Origin of the sequence: Exiguobacterium sp. LL15 (assembly GCF_024436095.1) — a bacterium.
Lineage (GTDB): Bacteria > Bacillota > Bacilli > Exiguobacteriales > Exiguobacteriaceae > Exiguobacterium_A > Exiguobacterium_A indicum.
Map to the genome: position 1 here is coordinate 1,617,432 of NZ_JANFNX010000001.1, position 20,346 is coordinate 1,637,777.

At 48.0% G+C, this 20,346-nt stretch carries 18 protein-coding genes; 9 read left to right on the plus strand and 9 right to left on the minus strand.

Translation table 11 applies throughout. The features are described from left to right. Positions 1–178 precede the first annotated feature (178 nt). The 5 genes from NOM72_RS08515 to NOM72_RS08535 form a co-directional block, all read right to left on the minus strand. Entirely contained in the window at positions 179–1,063 is an 885-nt protein-coding gene (locus NOM72_RS08515) for an alpha/beta fold hydrolase (protein ID WP_255998802.1), read from the minus strand. 19 nt (positions 1,064–1,082) lie between these two features. Continuing rightward, the gene (locus NOM72_RS08520; RefSeq protein WP_255998805.1) at positions 1,083–1,430 is read right to left on the minus strand and encodes a DinB family protein; all 348 of its coding nucleotides are present in this window, start codon (positions 1,428–1,430) and stop codon (positions 1,083–1,085) included. Then, complete coding sequence (locus NOM72_RS08525) at positions 1,423–1,941, minus strand: GrpB family protein (protein WP_255998807.1); 519 nt, start codon at positions 1,939–1,941, stop codon at positions 1,423–1,425. The genes NOM72_RS08520 and NOM72_RS08525 overlap by 8 nt, the downstream gene beginning before the upstream one ends. A gap of 90 nt (positions 1,942–2,031) precedes the next feature. Beyond that, positions 2,032–2,769 carry an acetoacetate decarboxylase gene (locus tag NOM72_RS08530; RefSeq protein WP_255998808.1) on the minus strand — a complete coding sequence of 246 codons (738 nt, stop codon included), beginning with the start codon at positions 2,767–2,769 and terminating at the stop codon, positions 2,032–2,034. Positions 2,770–2,782: 13 nt separating this feature from the next. After that, the gene (locus NOM72_RS08535) at positions 2,783–3,802 is read right to left on the minus strand and encodes a ketopantoate reductase family protein (RefSeq protein ID WP_255998810.1); all 1,020 of its coding nucleotides are present in this window, start codon (positions 3,800–3,802) and stop codon (positions 2,783–2,785) included. A 101-nt stretch (positions 3,803–3,903) separates the two neighbouring features. Between NOM72_RS08535 and NOM72_RS08540 the strand changes: the two genes are divergently transcribed. After that, entirely contained in the window at positions 3,904–4,785 is an 882-nt protein-coding gene (locus NOM72_RS08540) for a LysR family transcriptional regulator (RefSeq protein WP_047395991.1), read from the plus strand. Positions 4,786–4,823: 38 nt separating this feature from the next. On the opposite strand, the gene NOM72_RS08545 is transcribed toward NOM72_RS08540, so the two are convergent. The 3 genes from NOM72_RS08545 to adhE all read right to left on the minus strand — a co-directional run bounded on the left by NOM72_RS08545 (position 4,824) and on the right by adhE (position 12,188). Next, the gene (locus NOM72_RS08545; RefSeq protein WP_255998813.1) at positions 4,824–7,538 is read right to left on the minus strand and encodes a bifunctional 2',3'-cyclic-nucleotide 2'-phosphodiesterase/3'-nucleotidase; all 2,715 of its coding nucleotides are present in this window, start codon (positions 7,536–7,538) and stop codon (positions 4,824–4,826) included. A gap of 462 nt (positions 7,539–8,000) precedes the next feature. After that, the gene (locus NOM72_RS08550) at positions 8,001–9,401 is read right to left on the minus strand and encodes a hypothetical protein (RefSeq protein WP_255998816.1); all 1,401 of its coding nucleotides are present in this window, start codon (positions 9,399–9,401) and stop codon (positions 8,001–8,003) included. Between the two features lie 192 nt (positions 9,402–9,593). Then, a complete protein-coding gene (gene adhE / locus NOM72_RS08555) occupies positions 9,594–12,188 on the minus strand; it encodes a bifunctional acetaldehyde-CoA/alcohol dehydrogenase (RefSeq protein ID WP_050677042.1) in 2,595 nt (864 codons plus the stop codon). Positions 12,189–12,524: 336 nt separating this feature from the next. Between adhE and NOM72_RS08560 the strand changes: the two genes are divergently transcribed. From NOM72_RS08560 to NOM72_RS08595, 8 genes are all read left to right on the plus strand, one after another. Further along, on the plus strand, positions 12,525–13,076 hold the full coding sequence (locus NOM72_RS08560) for a beta-class carbonic anhydrase (RefSeq protein ID WP_035397969.1): 552 nt from the start codon (positions 12,525–12,527) through the stop codon (positions 13,074–13,076). Between the two features lie 338 nt (positions 13,077–13,414). Then, complete coding sequence (locus tag NOM72_RS08565) at positions 13,415–14,734, plus strand: Na+/H+ antiporter family protein (RefSeq protein ID WP_255999192.1); 1,320 nt, start codon at positions 13,415–13,417, stop codon at positions 14,732–14,734. 123 nt (positions 14,735–14,857) lie between these two features. Then, entirely contained in the window at positions 14,858–15,451 is a 594-nt protein-coding gene (uptA, locus tag NOM72_RS08570; protein ID WP_023467894.1) for an undecaprenyl phosphate transporter UptA, read from the plus strand. Positions 15,452–15,509: 58 nt separating this feature from the next. Further along, positions 15,510–16,394, plus strand: a complete 885-nt coding sequence (locus tag NOM72_RS08575) for a hypothetical protein (RefSeq protein ID WP_255998820.1) — start codon at positions 15,510–15,512, stop codon at positions 16,392–16,394. Positions 16,395–16,557: 163 nt separating this feature from the next. Next, complete coding sequence (locus tag NOM72_RS08580; protein ID WP_058265276.1) at positions 16,558–17,928, plus strand: amino acid permease; 1,371 nt, start codon at positions 16,558–16,560, stop codon at positions 17,926–17,928. A gap of 335 nt (positions 17,929–18,263) precedes the next feature. Then, a complete protein-coding gene (amaP, locus tag NOM72_RS08585) occupies positions 18,264–18,806 on the plus strand; it encodes an alkaline shock response membrane anchor protein AmaP (protein WP_050677038.1) in 543 nt (180 codons plus the stop codon). A gap of 20 nt (positions 18,807–18,826) precedes the next feature. Continuing rightward, entirely contained in the window at positions 18,827–19,033 is a 207-nt protein-coding gene (locus tag NOM72_RS08590) for a DUF2273 domain-containing protein (protein ID WP_023467890.1), read from the plus strand. A gap of 52 nt (positions 19,034–19,085) precedes the next feature. Further along, positions 19,086–19,523 (plus strand): Asp23/Gls24 family envelope stress response protein, encoded by a 438-nt coding sequence (locus NOM72_RS08595; protein WP_050677037.1) that lies wholly within the window; start codon positions 19,086–19,088, stop codon positions 19,521–19,523. Between the two features lie 55 nt (positions 19,524–19,578). Here the strand turns inward: NOM72_RS08595 and NOM72_RS08600 are convergent, their stop codons facing one another. Then, entirely contained in the window at positions 19,579–20,346 is a 768-nt protein-coding gene (locus tag NOM72_RS08600) for an ABC transporter permease (RefSeq protein WP_023467885.1), read from the minus strand.

Sequence of the window (20,346 nt, forward strand, 5' to 3'; positions counted from 1 at the left end):
TAGATACTGGCTTTAGAGTCAGCTCCGTCAGATATTCCGAAGCACAAGAAAAAAACGTTTTTTAGCTCGGAATCGCTTTCTAGGGAAATACAAGCAGAAGCGACCCTGCAACGAAGTGAAGCGGTGCGATGCTTGTCCCAGGAAAACGATTCGAGCGAAACGAAAAAGCGTAACCTTACTACTGACTATGAATCGGTAAATCCCATGTTGTACCAATCAAATCCGTGATCCGCTCCGCTGCCTCGTGCGAAAACCCGGCAATCGTGTAATGATTTGTATCCGCAATCACATGATACATCCCGTTCGGTAAACTATCGGCGAACGCAGCGTGAGCCGCATTGATTTGTTCGGTCAATGCTGGATTTAACCAACTTTCTGGCATACCACCCGCCCAGTTCGAAGCGGACAGGACGAGGACCGGCTGTGTCACGTCTTCAAGCAACGAAAGAATCAGCTGATTGTTCTCCTCGACCGTTTGCCATTCGTCGAGCGTCCCCCGCCAATGTCCAGGTGCCGCAAAATGCCGCCACATCGGTAATTGATCGGCTTCCGGTAAGACACTGAACATCTTTTTGCCGAGACGATCAGGAATCATACAGGCGATCGGTCGGACGTGACTAAGGAAATAGAGGAATCGATTCCACTCCTCTTGTGTTCGTTCGTACCAGTTCGGTAATGCCTCGTCGACATCGGGATGCGAGGGATCGAGCAAGACGATGCCGCGTGTCTCGTCTGCAAACAATCGTCCACTCGCGAGCGAGATATAGGCTCCGAGCGAGTGCCCGATGAAGATGTACGGTCCTTCGACACGAAGCATCCGTAAGACGTCCGCGAGCTCATCCGCTTGATGCGTAAAGAGTCGTTTGTTTTTGCCACGACTCGACCGACCATACCCGAGACGCGAATATTCAAAGACCCGCCCCCGTTTCAATAATTCAGTTCGTAACCAGCCCCACTGGTGTCGGTTCGACATCATCCCGTGGTCGAGGACGAATGTGACGTCCCCACTTCCTGTCAGCCGGGTATCAAAGCGACCGGCTGATGTTTCAACGATATATTCCATACACTACCCCTACTTCCATTCATTCAAATAACGAGATCTCTAGCTCGTACCCAAGGATGTTCAAGTAATCAAATAACTGGGATCGATGATGATAGATAGAAAACGCACGATTGATTCGTTCATTTAACTGATCGCGCGGGACCGGTTCCGTATAAAACGCCTGCATTGCTTCAGCCGTCGCCCCTTCTGCTAGCATCAAATCGGCTTCAAGTAACACAGCGAGATGGACAGCGACTTCACCGACGGTCCGTTTCCCGGGGATTGGTCGCGCGTCCCAATCCTGCACCTCGATTTTCTCAAATAATGCTTTCGACGTCTTTACACCAACACCGACATGGCGAATGAGGGCATGTTCCCAGTCAGTCATGCGCATTCTTCCAAGCGATTGCGCGGTGTTCGAGTTCCTTGACGAACGCATCCTTGCCGGCGATATAGGCTTCGATATCAAGCGGATATGTCGTTGCTAATTGTTCCTTTAATGCTCCGTAAGCAGCGGCTTCTTCTGGATGGGTACGTAAGTAATCCCGAAAGACGAGATGACGCATGATTTCTGGATTTCCTGCCGCATAGAGATGGATGTGATGCGTCCGTTCGTCTCCACCTTTTCGATAGTACCGACGCCCCAGCATCCCGAATTCACCCTTCGCTTCGTAACCGAGCGCTTCCATCCGTCCGTCGAACTGCTCAATTCCCTCGAGTGTATCGACGACGGGTAAGATATCGATGATCGGTTTTGCAGCGAGTCCCGGAACTGATGTACTTCCCATATGATGGATCTGCTTAAGACGTGCTCCGAAAACCTCTCGTAACTGATCCGCTTCTCGTGAGTATTCACTCGCCCATTCTGATTGATACGGTAACACAATGACTTGTCGCATGGTCGTTTCCCCCTCTCAATTCAGTATGCCAGTTTTTGGGGTAAAACAAAACGACCATCCATTTTGGAGGTCGTTAATGTTAGAGAGTCGTTAATCCGTTAAATAATCATACAGTTTCGCAGGTCCACCAAGTCGAAGATCAGCGATGATATGCTGGGCATCGACGATCTTCCGAACAGGGAAGTCAGCGAGTGGTGCCATGACATGTTCGAATAACTGAAGTCGCGCCGGTCCACGGTATGCTTCTTTAATCTCAAGATCCGTGATTTGACTCCGCGTCAGTTCGGAGATGATCAACTCGCCTTGATAACCGCGATGCTGTTTGAGCATGAACTGCGGCGCACCGACAATCGATTGTGCCTCTTCGACCGCCATCGGAACATACTTGTATCCCATCGTCGCTTGGGCGACACGGAGTGAATGGTAGTCAAGCGTTCCAACGAGTACATCATTGTCGAGATAAAGCCGGGGTGAACCATACTTCTTCGGAAACGCAGCCACTTCACGACCAGAGGCGATCGCCGGCTGATTGTTGACATACATCGAGAGGTAAAACTCACCGACCTCTCCTTGATACCGAACCGGAATGACTTGCCCGCACTCGAGATAACTCCCAAGACCTGTGCTATCCGGCATATTGATGATCTCAAACTTGATCTGATTACTCAGCACCTCGAGCGGTTCCGGAACGACTGCTTGTAACGCTTCGATGTCCGTCTCATAGATGATGTTCAAGTATTCCCGATTCCGAAAGAAGATATCGACTGCCGGAAAGACCGGTGCATTGATCGGTGTCGCGACGATATTTTTTACATCTTTCTGTCTCATCTGAATCCCTCCTTTATGCGTTTAACAATGCGGCAAAGCGTGCGACACTTGTTTCAAAATCTGGAACCGTCTTCGCTGCTTGCGCTTCTTCGACGATTTCTTGAATGAGTGAGTTGAACGGCGTTTTGATATCGTACGTGTTGCCGTACATCGTGACGATCCCATTAATGAAACGAATTTCGGTCGGTTGCCCTTTTTGTATGTCCTGCAACATGCTCGCTTCTAAGTCACGCGACCCGTGCATCAATTGTGGCACGGTGATCAGTTTTTCATCGATATCGTCTAGTGTTGCGTAGGCTGCCGGCTCAAACGTACTCATCGGCGCGAATGTGATGCCGTGGGCGTGACCGACTTCAACGACTTCCTGCATCGTATGGATCGCTGCCCGTAGCAAGACCGGATGATCGAGAACGTCGCCATACGTACCGTTACACGCAGCGGATAACCCACTGAACGTACTATTGATGACGAGTTTTGACCATTTCGTTCCCGGTAGATTATCAGAGATTTCCGTCCCACCGATGTGATCAAGGATTTCCTTCAAGTGAATGATCCGGTCCGTCTTCTTACCGTCCAGTTCACCGATTTGCATCGCATATGTCTTGAAGTGCTCGTAATCCGATGTCAGACGTGACTCACCTGGTCCGACGTACGTCGCTCCGAACTCGACGGATCCCGCGATGATACGTTCGCGCGGAATCTGTTGTTGAATGAATTCTTCTGGTACACCGTTCTGCAAGGAGACGAGAATACCGTCTTCCTTCAAGATCGTCCGGACTTTCGCCAGAACCGGTTCATTGTAGACCTGTTTCGTCAGCAACAATACGATATCGTACATCTCCGTGATGTCATCCGGATGCATCGCATGGACGGCTTGCGTCAAATCTGGTCCAATGACATGCGCGCCTGTTGTGTTTAGCGCTTCGATATGTGCGCGATTCGTATCGATCAGATCGACACCCGCATACTGTTGACTCAAATAAGCTCCCATGATGGTTCCTAGTGATCCTGCTCCGTAAATTCCGATTTTCATATCTATCACCTCTGGTATTTACGATATACTGGTTTCATCATAAACAGAAATATATATATTTATATATTTTAATAACCTATAGGTTATGTTAGGAGGATATCATGGAACTCTTACATTTGAATTATTTTCGTCACGTCGCGGAGGAATTGAACGTGACGCGTGCTGCCGAACGATTATTCATCAGCCAACCCGCCCTCAGTGCGACGATCAAAAAACTAGAACGTGAATTGAACACGACGTTGTTTCATCGAAAAGGCAGAACGATCAGCTTGACCGACAATGGACGACTTCTGTTGCAATCAGTCGAAAAAATCGAACACGAGCTGACACGGGTCCAGGAACGCATGGCGCGAAATGATGCCTCTACCGAAACACCACTCAGTCTTGCCAGTTCGCACGGTCGCTTCATCCAATTAATCCTACGGGAATTTCTCTTGCCGCAGACTGCGCCTTTGTTCAACTCGGACATCCTCTCGAATCGCGACATTTTAAGTGGCCTGCTCCATCAAGAATTCCATTTCTCGATCAGCTTCATGGAACTCAAGCATCCGCTCATTACGAGCGAACCGATCGTGGAAGAGGAGATTGTCATCACCTATCCTGCTTCCTATTCAGAGAAAGAAGCGATTACGGCGCTCTATGCGGACGCAACGGAGACTGCCTTTTTGTTTCCCTCTCACAATAAGGATTACAACCGCTTCATCCAATTGAAGATGGCGGAACTGAACATTTATGCCGATACCACGCACTATATTGATGACGTCTCGCTGCAACTCGCCTTACGTCAGCAACGGTATTTCAGCTTCGTTCCTGTCTCCGTCTGTCGCGAGATGGGGCTGCCCTTCATTACGGACGATGTGTTTACCGTTACGTCACGACTCTACATGTCGCACGTGACGAACCAATTAACAGTCGAGCAAGCAACCATCTATGAACGCATTAAACGGTTTCTGCTCTCACAACGCACATATCTAGCCAAATAAAAACGGATGTCTGCATGTGCAGACATCCGTGTGACATGTTACTTCGTGATGAAGTAGCGTGACTGATCGAGATGATCTTTCGCTGTATAGATGTTGAGTTTGTACGAGCCGTTCGTCAATGCTTGACGCATCTTCAAGACATAGTTCCCGTGCTGATCCGCCACGTCTTGAGCGATCAATTGATAACCAGTTTCTGTTTTTTGGTAGAGGCGGACGATTTGTCGTTTTTCGACTTTACCTGTCAACGTCTTTTTGCCTGACCATTTTTTGACCGGATACGTGTTCTTGATCGTGAACGACGCCTTTTTCGTAATCTTGTTCGAGATGTCTGTCGACTTGACCGTGTACGTACCTGTCGTTAGACCGTTCTTGACCGCAATCTTGAAGCCGCTTGCCGTCGTTTTCGCTTTCGCGATCTTCGTTGATCCTTTATAGAGCGTCACGTCAAGACCTTCCGTTGCTTTACCGCGGAGGACCGTTGAACCGTAGACTGCTGACTTTTTATCGATCGCTGGTGTCGCAACGACACCTGTGCCGACTGTAACGTTCGTTTCTGTCTTCATGAAGCTGAGTTCAGAGACAATCGTCAACTTGTCACGCAATTTGAGCGGACGTGTTCCGACTTCGTATTGACCCGCTTCGTTTGCTGTTGCTGTTCCAAGGACTTTTTCGCCAAGTTTGACTGTGACTTTCGCACCTGGAACGGCTTGACCAGTAACGACTTTTGCACCCGGTTTAACTGCTTTTGCCGAGACCGTGAAGTCTTTCATCGGAACGTTCATATTGAATTTAAGGAACGTACCTGTCTCACCTGGACGTGCTTCACCTGTGTTCGTGATGCCTTCATACCGCTTGACGTACGGTGCAGCTGCAACCGCTGAATCAAAGCTGACCGTCGTCGGCTTACTTGCGACGAGTGACCAGTTGTCATCGGCTTTATAATCAACCGGTTGTTTCGCTTTGATGAAGTCCGAAATGACATTACGTGTTTCGTAGGCTGATTTGTAGACGATGTTCTTTCCGCCACCAAGACCTGGGAACGTCGCACTGCCTGCGCGGTAGTTGTTCGTCGCGACAAGGAATTCTTGATCGTCTGCGATCGCTTTACCTTGATACTTGATATTTTGGACGCGATTTGCGTCTTTATTGACGACGACACCGTTATAGTCAAACTTCGCTGGTTTCGTGATGTCGATTTCATACGTCAATCCATCGAGGATATCGAAGTTATAGCTACGGAATTCTTTGTTCAACAAGTTCGTTTGCTCACCGCCGACTTGGTTGAACTGACCGGCTGACATTTCGAGCCAGTCTTTGACGTCAGCACCGGTTACTTTGACGACTTCGAGTGTATTCGGATAAACATAGAGATCGGCGACGTTCTTGAGTGCGATTGGTCCTTTTTTGATCAACGTGTAATCGGATGCGTTGACTTGGTTACGACCACCTGTCTTGAATGGTGCACCAGCAGACAACAACGGGAGATCTTTATATTTCGCAAGATCGGCATTTTCTTTGAGTTGTTTCTCGACATACCATTTCTGAGCGTTCGTTACGAACTGAACTGAATCATCGTCTTGCGCGAGAGCGAAGAAGCTCTGGATGTCGTCATTAATCGTCCCGACTTCTTGACGAATGTACGCGAGTGTTCCTTCATGTGCTTTTTCGATCAATTTGACAGCACCGGCATCTGCTGTCGTGTCTTTCGTCACGTCCGCTAGTTTAGCGCCAGACGTATCAACGACCCATTTCCCGTCGACTTGCTTCAACTCAAGATCGATGACACCGACGTTTTTCCCTTGTGTGTTTGCCATGACGACCGGCTTGCCATTGATCAGACCGTTCGTTGCATCAACGTTCGGCAGTTTGTTGAACGCTGAATCGGCTGCTGGGAACTTCCCGTGCTGATGACCTGTCATCAAGACATCGATGTCTGCGACTTTCGTCAACGCGTAGCCGACGTTCTCATCGCCATCTTTTTGATCCGTCGTATCCCCGATACCTGTGTGTGCGAGTGCAACGACGACGTCTGCGCCAGCATCTTTTAATTTTTTCGCTGTTGCTTTAGCAGTCGGGATGATATCTTCAGCCGTGACTTTCCCCGTCAGGTTCCCCGCATCCCATGCCATGATTTGTGGCGTGACGACTCCGAACACACCCACCTTGACTGTTTTCATGTCACCGTTCTGGTCCTTGACTTGACGTTCGATGATTTGATAGTCTTTTCCATCTTTGTTGTAGTCCGCGACGATTGGCTTTTTCGTGACTGCATCCAATACGTTCGAGTTGACGAACTTGATTGAACCGCTCGAAGCACTCATCGCTGACTTGAGGAAATCAAGACCGAAGTTGAATTCATGGTTTCCGAGCGTGACCGCATCATAACCGAGGTATTCCATCAATTCGTACATCGGATGTTTGCCTTTGTTTCCTTTGTCGTACTGGTTCTTGACGTAATCACCGAATGGCGTTCCTTGAAGTGTATCTCCGTTATCGAACAAGAAGCTATTCGTAACGCCCACTTCAGCTTGTTGCTTTTTGATGACTGTAGCCGCTTTGACGAGACCAATCGTTTCGTCCTGCGCATCCTTGAAGTAATCGTAGTTCATTGAGTTCGTATGTAAATCCGTTGTTTCTAAGAAGCGTAACTTGACGACACTGTTGTCGGCAGCAAGTGTCTTGACTTGAACGACTGGTACGAGCATCGGTGCGATCAATGTCGACGCGATGACGAGTTTCGTTGCTTTTTTCATATGGATTTTCCCCCCAGGATGTTTTGACTGCTTCATTAATTTAGCATGGTTCGATTATAGCTAATAGTCCTTTCAAATAGGTCGGACATCCGTCTTATTTAACCTACTTAACTAATTCCAAATACTGGCTTAACATTGTTGATTTTCCCTTTACAAACCAAGTTTACATGGTAAAAAAAGGAGATGATGCAAATGAGATAAACCACGTAAAAAAACGATACATTTCAGGTCATGAACCTGAAAACGTATCGTTTATGCTTGATGTAGAACTTAACTGTTCCTTCTCGACTCCTACAGGAAAAAAAGCATGGTTTTCGCTTAAGTCAGGGTCTGGTAAGACCCGGTCGTAGTTTAGGATACGCGACTTACCTCTCGTCTGTGGAAAGCGAGGATGACAGTAACGTTCGTCGTCCCCATTCAGGGTATCTCTCCTAGTGGAGGAGCTTCATCACTCCACGTCCCTTACACCGTTTTATCTGGTTTCCGTCGGACGACATAACCAAGAATTCCACCAAGTAACGCAAGACCTGCAGCGTATAGTACCGTCCAGCCTGCCGTCTGTTGAGCGAACTCGAATAAGACGTCACTGCGCCATTTCATTGCGAACTGAACGTACGAAGCTTGACTGACGATGAAGCTGATGACACCGATCGCGATCGCAAAGACGAACGGATCGATGATCGATTTGAAGCTTCGGATACTACAGACGAAGTAGATCGCAAACGTTACGAGCAACAACACCCAATACGCACTCTCACTGGAGACATTCGGTGGCGTCGCTCCTGCCGATTCCGCATCAATCACTTGGATCGTCTGCCGCGCGACGCCGTAATCAACAGGATCGAGCTTCAATTGTGTTGCTGACAAATCCGGACGTTCTCCACCGAGTAACGTCAACAATTGTTCTGTCACCCGGTCCGTGTCGATCCCATCGACGACTTTTTGGATCGAGTCATTGAGCTGATCCGTTGAGGTCTCCCCGTTCAACATCGAGACGGGGATTTCCGCACTCGCTCCAAGGACGTCTGCTTGATACACGACTTGACCGCCGTGGATCCAGTCGTACATCCCGCCACTTCCGGCGTTCAGACTCGCGACGGTCAATGCCGTCCGTAGTGAAGAATCGCCGTCATATTCCGCTTCGTCCTGTACCGTAAAGACGAGTTGAAGCGTACTTGCGAGCATCAAAATCAGTAAGCTGGCACGTCCAGCAGCTGTCAGACCGGATAACTTTTGCGGGAAGAACGCCATCCAACCAAGCAAACTGACGACGAGAAGCGGTAAGATGCCACTCATCGCATAGCCGTCTTGTAACGAGAGGAATGGCACGTCGTTTCCGCGTCCGGCAAGGACGAACCAGATGATCCCGACGGTTAAGAAGAAACTAACCGATCGAATCGTCCACCCAAGACGACTTGCCTTAATCCGTAATACTAAAAATAACAGGACGATTAAACCGATGCCAAAGACAGAATAAAGTAACGTGCCGTAAGAGACATCGAACGTAAGTGGTGCGAGGACCTGTTTTAAGTCGATCCCAAACAACGATAAGACATCACCAGCAGAACTCGCGTCGAGTACCTGATTGATGATCCCTTCCCGGACCGCACTCGGCATCGTGATCGACAGCCCACCGACGAACAGTAGCATCAATGACACCGTGATGTCTGCATCTTTCCAGGAGACATCCGCCTGTTGCATCTGCGTCACGAGATCCTGATAGTCTGAGGATGAAGTGATTTGTGAAGTCAAAAATGCCATCACGCCATAGATGACACCGAAAAAGATGAGACCGATAAGGACGCCAAACAGGACATCCCAGACGGAAAACCGTCGTTGTTTCCTTTCTTGCCTTGACTCCATCCCATTTCCTCCTTTTTATGTCTGATGTTTGAATATTCCTGCTACAGCGAAACCAAAAACATCAAATTCATTCAACAGCCATTATATCCCACCTTTTCTCTGACTGTCTCCACTGATTTCCAAAATAAAAACCGACCTCTCAGAATGAGAAGCCGGTTGAACGATCAGGTGCCATGGTATTTTTTTCTCTATTTAGATGCCTTCGTATGCTTGTTCCATGATCGTCCGTAACTCAGCGACAAGCGGCATCTTCGGATTCGCCGTCGTACATTGATCCTCGAAGGCATCGACTGCCATCTTATCGAGTTTTGCCTCGAAGTCTGCTTTTTGAATGCCTTGCGCCTTGAATGACATCTTGATGTTGAGACGTTGTCCAAGATCGGCAACGGCTTGGATGAGGGATTCGACCCCTTGTTCCGTCGTTGCTGCCGGAAGACCGAGGTAACGCGCGATGTCCGCGTACCGTTCATCAGCAACAAATGATTCATATTTCGGGAAAGCTGCTAGTTTCGTTGGACGTGATGCGTTATAGCGAATGACGTGTGGCATCAGGATCGCGTTCGTCCGACCGTGTGGTGTGTGGAATTCGCCACCGATTTTGTGTGCGATCGAGTGGTTGATGCCAAGGAAGGCATTCGCAAATGCCATCCCTGCCATCGTTGACGCATTGTGCACTTTTTCGCGTGCTTCGGCGTCTGATCCGTTAGCATATGCTCGTGGCAAGTAGTCGAAGATCATCTTGATTGCTTTGAGTGCTAGTCCATCCGTGTAGTCGTTCGCAAGCACCGAGACGTATGCTTCTGTCGCATGCGTCAAGACATCCATTCCGGTATCAGCAGTGATCGAAGCCGGGACGGTCATGACGAATTCCGGATCAACGATTGCGACGTCTGGTGTCAATGCATAGTCAGCAATCGGGTATTTGACGTTTTTCTCTTTATCCGTGATGACGGTGAACGGTGTTACTTCTGAACCCGTACCCGAAGTCGTTGGAATCGCGACGAACTTCGCTTGACGACCGAGTGTCGGGAATTGATACGCCCGTTTGCGAATATCGAGGAATTTTTGACGCAAGTTCGAGAACGTTTCGTTCGGTTGTTCGTAGAAGAGCCACATTCCTTTTGCAGCATCCATCGCCGAACCACCACCGAGGGCGATAATCAAGTCAGGCTTGAAATCACGCATCGCTTGAGCACCCGTCTGAACAGTCGTCACCGATGGATCTGGTTCGACTTGGTCGAAGATCCGGTAACTGACGGACTGTGGTAAGTTTTGAATTACTTTATCGGCATACCCGAACTGTACCATCGTTGGATCAGTGACAATCATGACACGTGAGACGTCAGTCATCGACCGCAAGTACTGAACGGAGTTCTTTTCGAAGTAGATTTTTTCAGGGACCTTGAACCATTGCATGTTCACGCGTCGTCTCGCCACCTTTTTGACGTTGAGTAAGTGTTTCGCTGTCACGTTTTCAGAAACAGAGTTTTTCCCGTATGATCCGCAACCGAGTGTCAGTGATGGTGTCAACTCGTTGTACAGATCACCGATTCCGCCATGAGCAGATGGGCTGTTGACAAGGATCCGGCAGGCTTTCATGCGGAGTCCGAACGCTGTCATCAAGTCATCGTTCGTCGTATGAATGACGGCTGTATGACCGAGACCGCCGATTTCAAGCATCTGTTCTGCAATCGTGAACGCTTCTTCAGTTGATGCGACGCGGTACGCACCGAGGACGGGACTGAGTTTTTCATGAGACAATGGTTCTGCCGCTCCGACGTGCTCGAGTTCTGCGACGAGCATGACCGTTGTTTCCGGAACATCGATTCCGGCTTTTTCTGCAATCCATGTCGCAGGTTTCCCGACGATGTCCGCGTTGACGGCACATGTATCGGTTTTGATGACGAGTGATTCGAGGCGTTGTTTTTCTTCCGGTGTACAGAAGTAACAACCGAGTGCTTCCATTTCCGCACGAACCGTCGCATAAATCTCTTGGTCGACGATGACAGCTTGCTCAGACGCACAAATCATCCCGTTATCAAACGTTTTTGAAAGAACAAGATCGCTGACTGCCCGTTTGACTTTCGCAGACTGTTCGATATAACACGGAACGTTCCCTGGTCCAACACCGAGTGCCGGTTTACCTGTTGAATACGCTGATTTGACCATTCCTGCCCCACCTGTCGCAAGGACCATGGCGATTTTTTCATGGTTCATCAAGACTTTCGTTGCTTCAAGTGATGGTTCTTCCACCCATTGAATACAGTCTTTCGGTGCCCCTGCTTTGATGGCTGCGTCGCGGAGTGTTTTCGCTGCTTCGACGGAACACCGTTGTGCCGATGGATGGAACGCGAAGACGATCGGGTTGCGCGTCTTGATCGCAATCAATGCTTTGAACATCGTCGTTGATGTCGGGTTCGTGACCGGTGTGACACCACAGACGACACCGACGGGTTCAGCGATATAGGTGATGCCGTTTTGGACATCCTCTTCTAAAATCCCGACTGTTTTTTCATGACGTAGACTGTTGTAGATGTATTCTGTCGCAAACATATTTTTAATCATCTTATCTTCAAAGACACCGCGTCCCGTCTCTTCTGCCGCGAGACGAGCGAGTTCGACGTGCCGTTCAAGTCCAGCAAGTGCCATATCCCGGACGATCGTGTCGATTTTTTCTTGATCGAATGTCAGTAATTCTTGTAATGCACGTTGCCCTTTTTCAACGATTTGTCCAACCGCTTGTTCGACCGGCGTTGCCGTCGATTTTGTTTTTTCTTTCACAGCCATGAGTGGTTTCCTCCCTGTCGTGGAACGAATCTGAGTTTGATTTGCCAACCATTATGTCAGGAATGCCAAGCTGTTTTTCAATAGTTTGTGCTTTCCTTCACAAATCAATCATAACCCCTTTTTCCTGTTTTGTGCATGACCATCCTGTGAATTCCCTCACACCTTTGATAGCGTTTACAACTGTTGTGAAATCTTCTTTTTCATCGTTTTGCTTCATGTACATGGATGTGTGCGATTTGTCACACCTCGCATTTTCCTGACTTGATAGCCGTTTCATCATCTTGTATTCTGATATGGGGTACATATTAAGAGCTACCACTAAAGGAGGACACTTGAATGTCAGTTGTACAGGAAATGCTAGCCTTCAACGAGCGATTCGTCGCCGAAAAACAGTATGAACAGTTCGTCTCGGATAAGTTCCCAGACAAAAAGGTCGTCATCCTGACGTGTATGGATGCCCGCTTGACGGAACTCCTCCCACACGCACTTGGTCTTAAGAACGGGGATGCGAAGATCATCAAAAATGCCGGTGCTATCCTATCGCACCCATTCGGTTCCGTCATGCGCTCGATTCTCGTCGCGTTGTATGCTCTTGGTGCTGAAGAAGTCGTCGTCATCGGTCACCACGACTGCGGCATGAGCACGATTGATCCTAACCACATGATCAACGAGATGAAGGATCGGGGCATCGACCAACAGATTCTTCACACGCTCGAAGTATCTGGCGTTGATTTGAATCAATGGTTGCGTGGTTTCACGTCAGTTCAAGAAAGCGTCGCTCACTCGGTCAGCCTCGTGAAGAACCATCCATTACTACCGCCAGGAACGAACGTCCACGGACTCGTCATCGATCCGGGTACTGGTAAGCTCGACGTCGTCGATTGCTGATCACTCTCTGTCGTCGATTGCTGATCACTCTCTATAGAAGAAACGCAAATAGACTCGGATATTCTACTCCGTCTTAATTTAAAGATAACGTGCCATATTTTCTCGTAACGGAGAAGGATGGCACGTTTTTCGTATGAGTCATTTTCAGTGATCAAAACGCTTCTCACTTCATGCTTCGGGGTATAACAGAATGTAACTTCTTGTGGAGAGCTAAAAAGCGTATCATTCATCTTTCGATTACGAGGTCAGACTTTTACTCTTGACAGCATTCCAACATGGCTGTAAGATACTTTAGTATAGTACAGTGATAACAAAAGAAAGTGTGGTTTTACTGAATGATAAACGCCGTATTGTTTGCCGTCTTTTTACTATTTATTTTAGCGATCTTCCGCGTCCACATCGTGCTCGCGATGGTCATCAGTTCGTTTGCTGGTGGTCTCGTCGGTGGTCTTGACCTGACTGCGACGACAAAAGCATTCTCCGGTGGTCTTGGTGACGGAGCAGAAATCGCCCTTAGCTACGCGATGCTCGGTGCATTTGCCGTCGCCCTCTCGAAAACAGGTTTACCGGATGCACTTGCTCACTCTTTGATTGCGCGTTCGCGTGGTAACGCAAGTGCCACTTCCGTCAAAAAATTAAAAGGATTCATCTTGTTCGCGATTCTCTTGCTTGCGATCAGTTCACAAAACGTGTTGCCGATCCACATCGCATTCATTCCAATCATCATTCCGCCGTTGCTCGGTCTCTTTTCTCAGCTTAAGATCGATCGACGCCGGATAGCGATCATCATGACGTTCGGTCTCATTACACCTTATATGTTCTTACCAGTCGGGTTCGGGGATATCTACCTCAATCAGATACTACTGAAGAATTTGGAAGCGAACGGATTGGATACGACTGGAGCCTCCGTCATCGAGGCGATGGCGATTCCAGCCCTCGGAATGGTCGTTGGTCTCTTGATCGGTCTGTACACGTATCGTAAAGAACGAACGTATGAGATTCGAGATATCGCACCGGAAGATTATGAAATTCCGGTCATCACGAAAACGAAGCTTGCTTTAAGTGGTGTCGTCGTCATCGCGACATTGATCGTCCAGTTGCAAACGGAATCGATGATTTTAGCTGCGACGACTGGTTTGATCCTTTTCCTCTTGCTTCGTCTCGTTCGTTTCAGTGAAGCGGATGACGTCATCACACGTGGGATGCGCATGATGTCTTTCATCGGTTTCGTCATGATTTCAGCGAACGGTTTCTCGAGCGTCTTGCGTAAGACGGGCGATATCGAACCGCTCGTCGAAAACTCGAAAGCGTTGATGGGCGACTCTCAACTCGTTGCTGCATTCATCATGCTCTTGATCGGACTTCTCGTCACGATGGGAATCGGTTCGAGCTTCTCGACGGTTCCGATCATCGCCGCGATCTTCGTTCCACTTTGCATCCAATACGGATTCAGCTTAGAAGCGACGATTGCAATCATTGGTACTGCGGGTGCCCTTGGTGACGCGGGTAGCCCAGCATCTGACTCGACACTCGGACCAACGAGTGGTCTGAATGCCGATGGTCAGCACGATCACATGCGGGAGACCGTCATTCCGACGTTCCTACATTACAACATTCCATTACTCATCTTCGGTACGATCGCTGCGGTCGTATTATAAAAACAAGACGGATTCGCTGTCATCGCGAATCCGTCTTTTGAATTGTCTCCGTTTTTTTCCTTTTCATTTCGTCGTCGGTTCTCTAAAATAAAGGAATGAACTGATACAAAGGAGTTGTCTAACGTGTTATCTCAAGTCGTCAACCAGATTTTACTTTCGCTTGCCGATCTCGGATATTTCGGCATCGCCCTCGGGTTGATGATTGAAATCATACCGAGTGAAATCGTCCTCTCTTATGGTGGATTCATGATTTCTCAAGGAACGATCGGCTGGCCGCTCGCCATCGTCGCTGCCGTCATCGGTGGATTATTCTCGCAATTATTCTTATATTGGTTCGCTCGCTACGGCGGTCGTCCCCTTATCCTGAAATACGGGAAGTATGTTTTGATTTCAGAACATCATCTCGATCTAGCCGAGCGTTGGTTCTTAAAGTACGGACAAGGCGTCATCTTTGGAGCCCGTTTCATCCCGGTCGTCCGTCATGCCATCTCGATTCCGGCAGGTCTTGCCAAGATGGATCAAACGAAGTTTTCTCTTTATACGGTGCTTGCGATCATTCCGTGGTCGATCTTGTTCCTGTATCTTGGTGAAACGCTCGGAACGAACTGGCGCTCGATCAAGGAAGTGGCTGCACCGTACACGAACGGTGTCCTAATCGCTGCCGTCGTCTTGATCATCTTCTATGTCATCTACAAACGCCGTCAACGAACGGTTTGAACAACTAGCAGTCTGTCTGACGACGGACTGTTTTTTTAAACAAACAGGAGGTCCTGCCATGCTCACATCCCCACTTGCTCATTTTCCGTTACGTCGTTTGACTGCATCCTATCGGGCGGGTCATCCTGTCGCGACCGGGATCACCGTCGACGGACATATTTTAATCGTCGAAGAAACCCTCGACGAAGCACGCAATGAACACGTCCTTTCCATTCATCAATTGAAGGATGATTGGCGTAAGACGACGATCGTTAAAAAAAGCGAAATTGATTTTTCGCTCGTCGATCGATTTCCGGATGGACGTTTGTTACTCGTCGCTTCCCGTTGCGATGATGACGTAGACGGAACGTGGTTGCCGAATGCCTTTATTTATGATGTTCAGGGAAATCTAGTCAATCAATTTTGTTTAGATGATGGGATTCAAAACATGCAAATCGATGAACGAGGGTGGATTTGGGTCAGTTATTTTGACGAAGGTATCTATGCTGACGCCGTAACCAGTTCAAATGGTGCCTTTGGTCTCGTCGCTTTTGACGATACGGGCGAAGTACAATATAAAAACCGTCAATACCCGATTGATGATTGTTACGCCTTAAACGTCTGTTCATCAAAAGAAGTCTGGTTCTTCTACTACTCTGATTACCGTTTCATTCGTATCGACCAAGAGGAAGATCTCGTCTGTGAGGCACCTACAATCGCCTTTTCTCAGTTCGCTCGGTACGACGATTTTCTGCTTGCCGCAAACTCTGATGAAGCACATTTACTCGAACGGAAAGGTACGTTCTTTGAAAGTGTTCGTTCGATTCGATTCATGACAGAACAGGGAAATACCCTGTCAGGTGACCTTACAATGCGTAATGACTTGATCGTACTAGCGACCTCGGAACACCTATATTTCGGGAAACTCGGTCAGCGACTTGTCTCTCTCTTAGCAGGCAAATGAAAGCCATTACACAGTTGTTTCATAATCTTTTTACTTTTGAAAACCTCTAACCCAAATTTTCAAAAAGACTAGCGAGTTCTATCTGAGGATAGTATACTCAGCATTATAGTTATTCGGACAAATTGTCTGAACATTATGACGTCACAGAATTTTTATGGGGGAAATGATGAGTTCGAATTTGAAACGAGATTTAACAGCACGACAGGTACAAATGATTGCACTCGGAGGAACGATCGGGGTCGGTCTTTTCCTTGGAGCATCAAGTACGATTGCTTGGACGGGACCATCCGTCTTACTCGCGTACATGCTAGCAGGAGTCTTTATCTTTTTCATCATGCGGGCACTTGGTGAGATGGTCTACACCCATCCTCACAGTGGTTCGTACGCAAAGTTTGCAAACGACTATATCCATCCAGCAGCTGGTTTCTTGACAGCAAGCAGTAATATCTTCAACTGGGTCGTCGTCGGGATGAGTGAAGTCATCGCTGTCGGGACATACTTGCGCTTTTGGTGGCCGGAGCTACCGACTTGGATTCCAGGCGTCGTCGTCATCATTCTCTTGACGCTCGCGAACCTTGCTTCCGTCAAGATGTTCGGTGAGCTCGAATTTTGGTTCGCCTCAATCAAGGTAATAACGATTCTTCTGATGATCGTCGCCGGATTCGGCATCATCTTCTTTGGTCTAGGGAATGACGGAAACCCAGTCGGCTTCTCGAATCTTTGGGCGAACGGTGGCTTCTTCACGAATGGTTTCACCGGCTTCTTCTTTGCGCTCTCGATCGTCTTCGCCTCTTACATCGGTGTCGAGTTGATCGGCGTGACAGCTGGAGAAACGAAAGATCCAGAAAAGAACATCACGAAGGCAATCAATGGTGTCGTCTGGCGAATTTTGATTTTCTACGTCGGATCTATCTTCATCATCGTCACGGTGTATCCATGGAATGAGTTGTCGGATCTCGGCAGTCCGTTCGTTGCGACATTCGCCAAGGTCGGTGTCACGATTGCTGCCGGTATCATCAACTTCGTCGTCATCACGGCCGCTTTATCCGGTTGTAACTCCGGGATCTTCAGCGCAAGCCGGATGATCTATGCATTGGCTGAAAAAGGACAAGTACCGTCCTTCTTCTTAAAGGTCAACAAACGCGGCATTCCATTCTACACGGTCTTCGCGATTTCAATTGGGATTTTCTTCGGTGTCATTCTTGATATCACCTTGCCACTCGTTCTCGGGAAGGATACGAACATCTTCGTGTATGTCTACAGTGCTTCGGTACTACCAGGGATGGTACCGTGGTTCGCGATTTTAATCAGTCATATCCGGTATCGTAAACTCGAAAGTGAACGGACAGCCTCACATCCGTTCAAGATGCCCGGTGCGCCGGTGACGAACTATCTGTCGATCGTCGCGCTGTTGACAGTGCTCGTCGGGATGTTGTTCAACGATGAGACACGCGTCTCGATCTTAATCGGAGTCGCTTTCTTGATCTTAAGTACGGTCTATTACATCGTAAAAGTACCGAAAATCGAAAAATAAACGTCTGTCTCTCCTCTCATGGCCGCATGAGAGGAGTTTTTTTGTGTCTATGTTTTTTATATTGACATTGCATATTGTTCATGATAAATAATCTTTCACGAACGCTTATACCCTTAGGACATCGTATCATTCTTGATTTCAGTACATAAAGCCGTATTTCATCTACTATTTTTCTAATAAATAGATAAATTATCAGAATAAATAGTCTTTTTATCCTAAGTGTATTTTTATGTTTCGAGTTCGTTTGAGCGGGAATATTCTCACCATACACATAATATTTCATGTGTAGAACAATCGCATTAAAACAATTTATCGGCAGAAAGGAGAGATGTAACATGAACGGATTCAATCGTTTCCTACTCGTCCTGATCGGCATTCTCGGTTTAGTCAGCGTCGGTCTTCTTGTACTTGGCGTCTATGATGTTCCACGACTCAGTCCTTTGATTGAACAGTGGCAAGATCAACAATGGTATAGCTACACGATTTTATCACTTGGTGGCTTCCTAGCATTCGTATTTGTCATTCTATTATTCACTGGACTACTCAGTCGTTCAAAAGGACAACGTCTCCTGATTCAAACGGGTGACGGGAATATCACGATCTCTAAGCAAACAATCGAACGAACGGCACTCGAGTCGATTCGCGGTATCAACGGCGTACGTTCGCCACGCGTCAACGCAGACATTCACTCGAAAAAAGAAACCATCGCGCTTGAAGTCGACTGTTCCGTCTTCGGTCAAGAAGGCTTGCCGACAATCGGAAAAGACATTCAAGAACGCGCCAAGAACGCGGTCGAATCGTTGCTCGAACTACCTGTCACAAAAACACGCGTCCGGATCAGTGACACGAAGACAAAAACGTCTGAACGCGTCGTCTAAGATACGAGAGGAGGAAGATCATGAAAACGAGCGAAGCACTTCGTCCGTATCGCTACCGTCTACTCGGCGGGCTAGTCGGACTGATCCTCGCCACCTTGTTCTTGACGATCGGTTTTGGACCGACGTTGTTGATCATCGTATTCGCAACAATCGGTTACTTGATCGGTCAGTGGCGGGATAACGCGCTCGATGTCGAAGGATGGATTCAGTTCTTTCAACGGGATTGAGCATACAGAAAATAAAAAATCATTCAACTTACACTAAAAGGAGAGATTTCTCATGGCTAACGAAATCAACACTAAACAAAACGAAAACGAAGTAGTACGCGAAAATAAACTCACATTCGAAGATCAAGTCATTAAGAAAATCGCCGGTATCGCATCAAATGATGTCAAAGGCATCCTCTCAATGAGTGGTGGCTTCATGAGTGGATTGACAGATCGTTTCCGGAGCACGGAAGATATCACAAAAGGCATCGACGCGGAAGTCGGCGAACGACAAGTTGCACTCGACTTAAAAGTCATCGTCGAGTACGGCAAAAACATCCCGTCCATCTTCCAAGACGCTGTAACGAAAATCAAAAAATCAGTCCATGATATGACAGGACTCGATGTCATCGAAATCAACATGCATGTCGAAGATGTCATGACACGTTCTGAGTTCGACGCAAAAAGTAAATCGTCGAAAGAAGAGGAAGAAAAACGCGATTTGAAATAAGACAGTCAACTAGATAGCCGCATAAAATGGACCCGCTTAAAAACGGGTCCATTTTTTACTTTTTCAATGCCCCACGTGCGTTCAACGCAGCAAAGATCACCATCGCAATACTGAGAACAGCAGCGACGATCAAACCTTGCCAGTAGACCGACCAATCAATTTCCGGACGAGTCAGTACACTACGCATGCCTTCCATGATATAGGTCGTCGGATTGATCGTCGCGGCAATCTTCAACCACTCGGCTTCAATTAAGTCTTTCGGTACAAACGTCGTCGACAGGAAAATTAACGGGAAGAACAAAAGTGTTCCGGCTTGCGCGGCTTGCGCATTCCGTGTCTTCAAAGCGACACCGACCGAGTAACCGGCAAAGGCGAGACCGAAGCCAAGCGCGAGTAAGATCGTCAAGAAAAAGCCACTGACACCGACTGGAATCGATAGACCAAGCAAGAATGCCATTCCGAAGATGAGTAATGTTTGAACGAATAATTGCAGCATCCCGGCAAGCATCGGTCCGAGGACGATTGCGGTCCGGGAGACCGGTGTCAATAAGAGTCGAGCGAAATAACCACTCTCGATGTCCTTGACGAGTGCTTGCCCCGCTCCCCCTGCTCCGCCGACAGCACCCGAGACGATCGAAACAGGCAAAATGAAGTTCAAATAATCGACGCCGTCGAACTGCGGTAAATTCGAGATTCCGGACAAACCACTCGTGTAGACGAGCAGGAAGAAGACACTGATGATCAAATTCGGAATGAAGGAAAACGGATTACGTAACGTGACGAGTAGACTCCGACGCATCAAAAACCACGTTTCACGTATCAT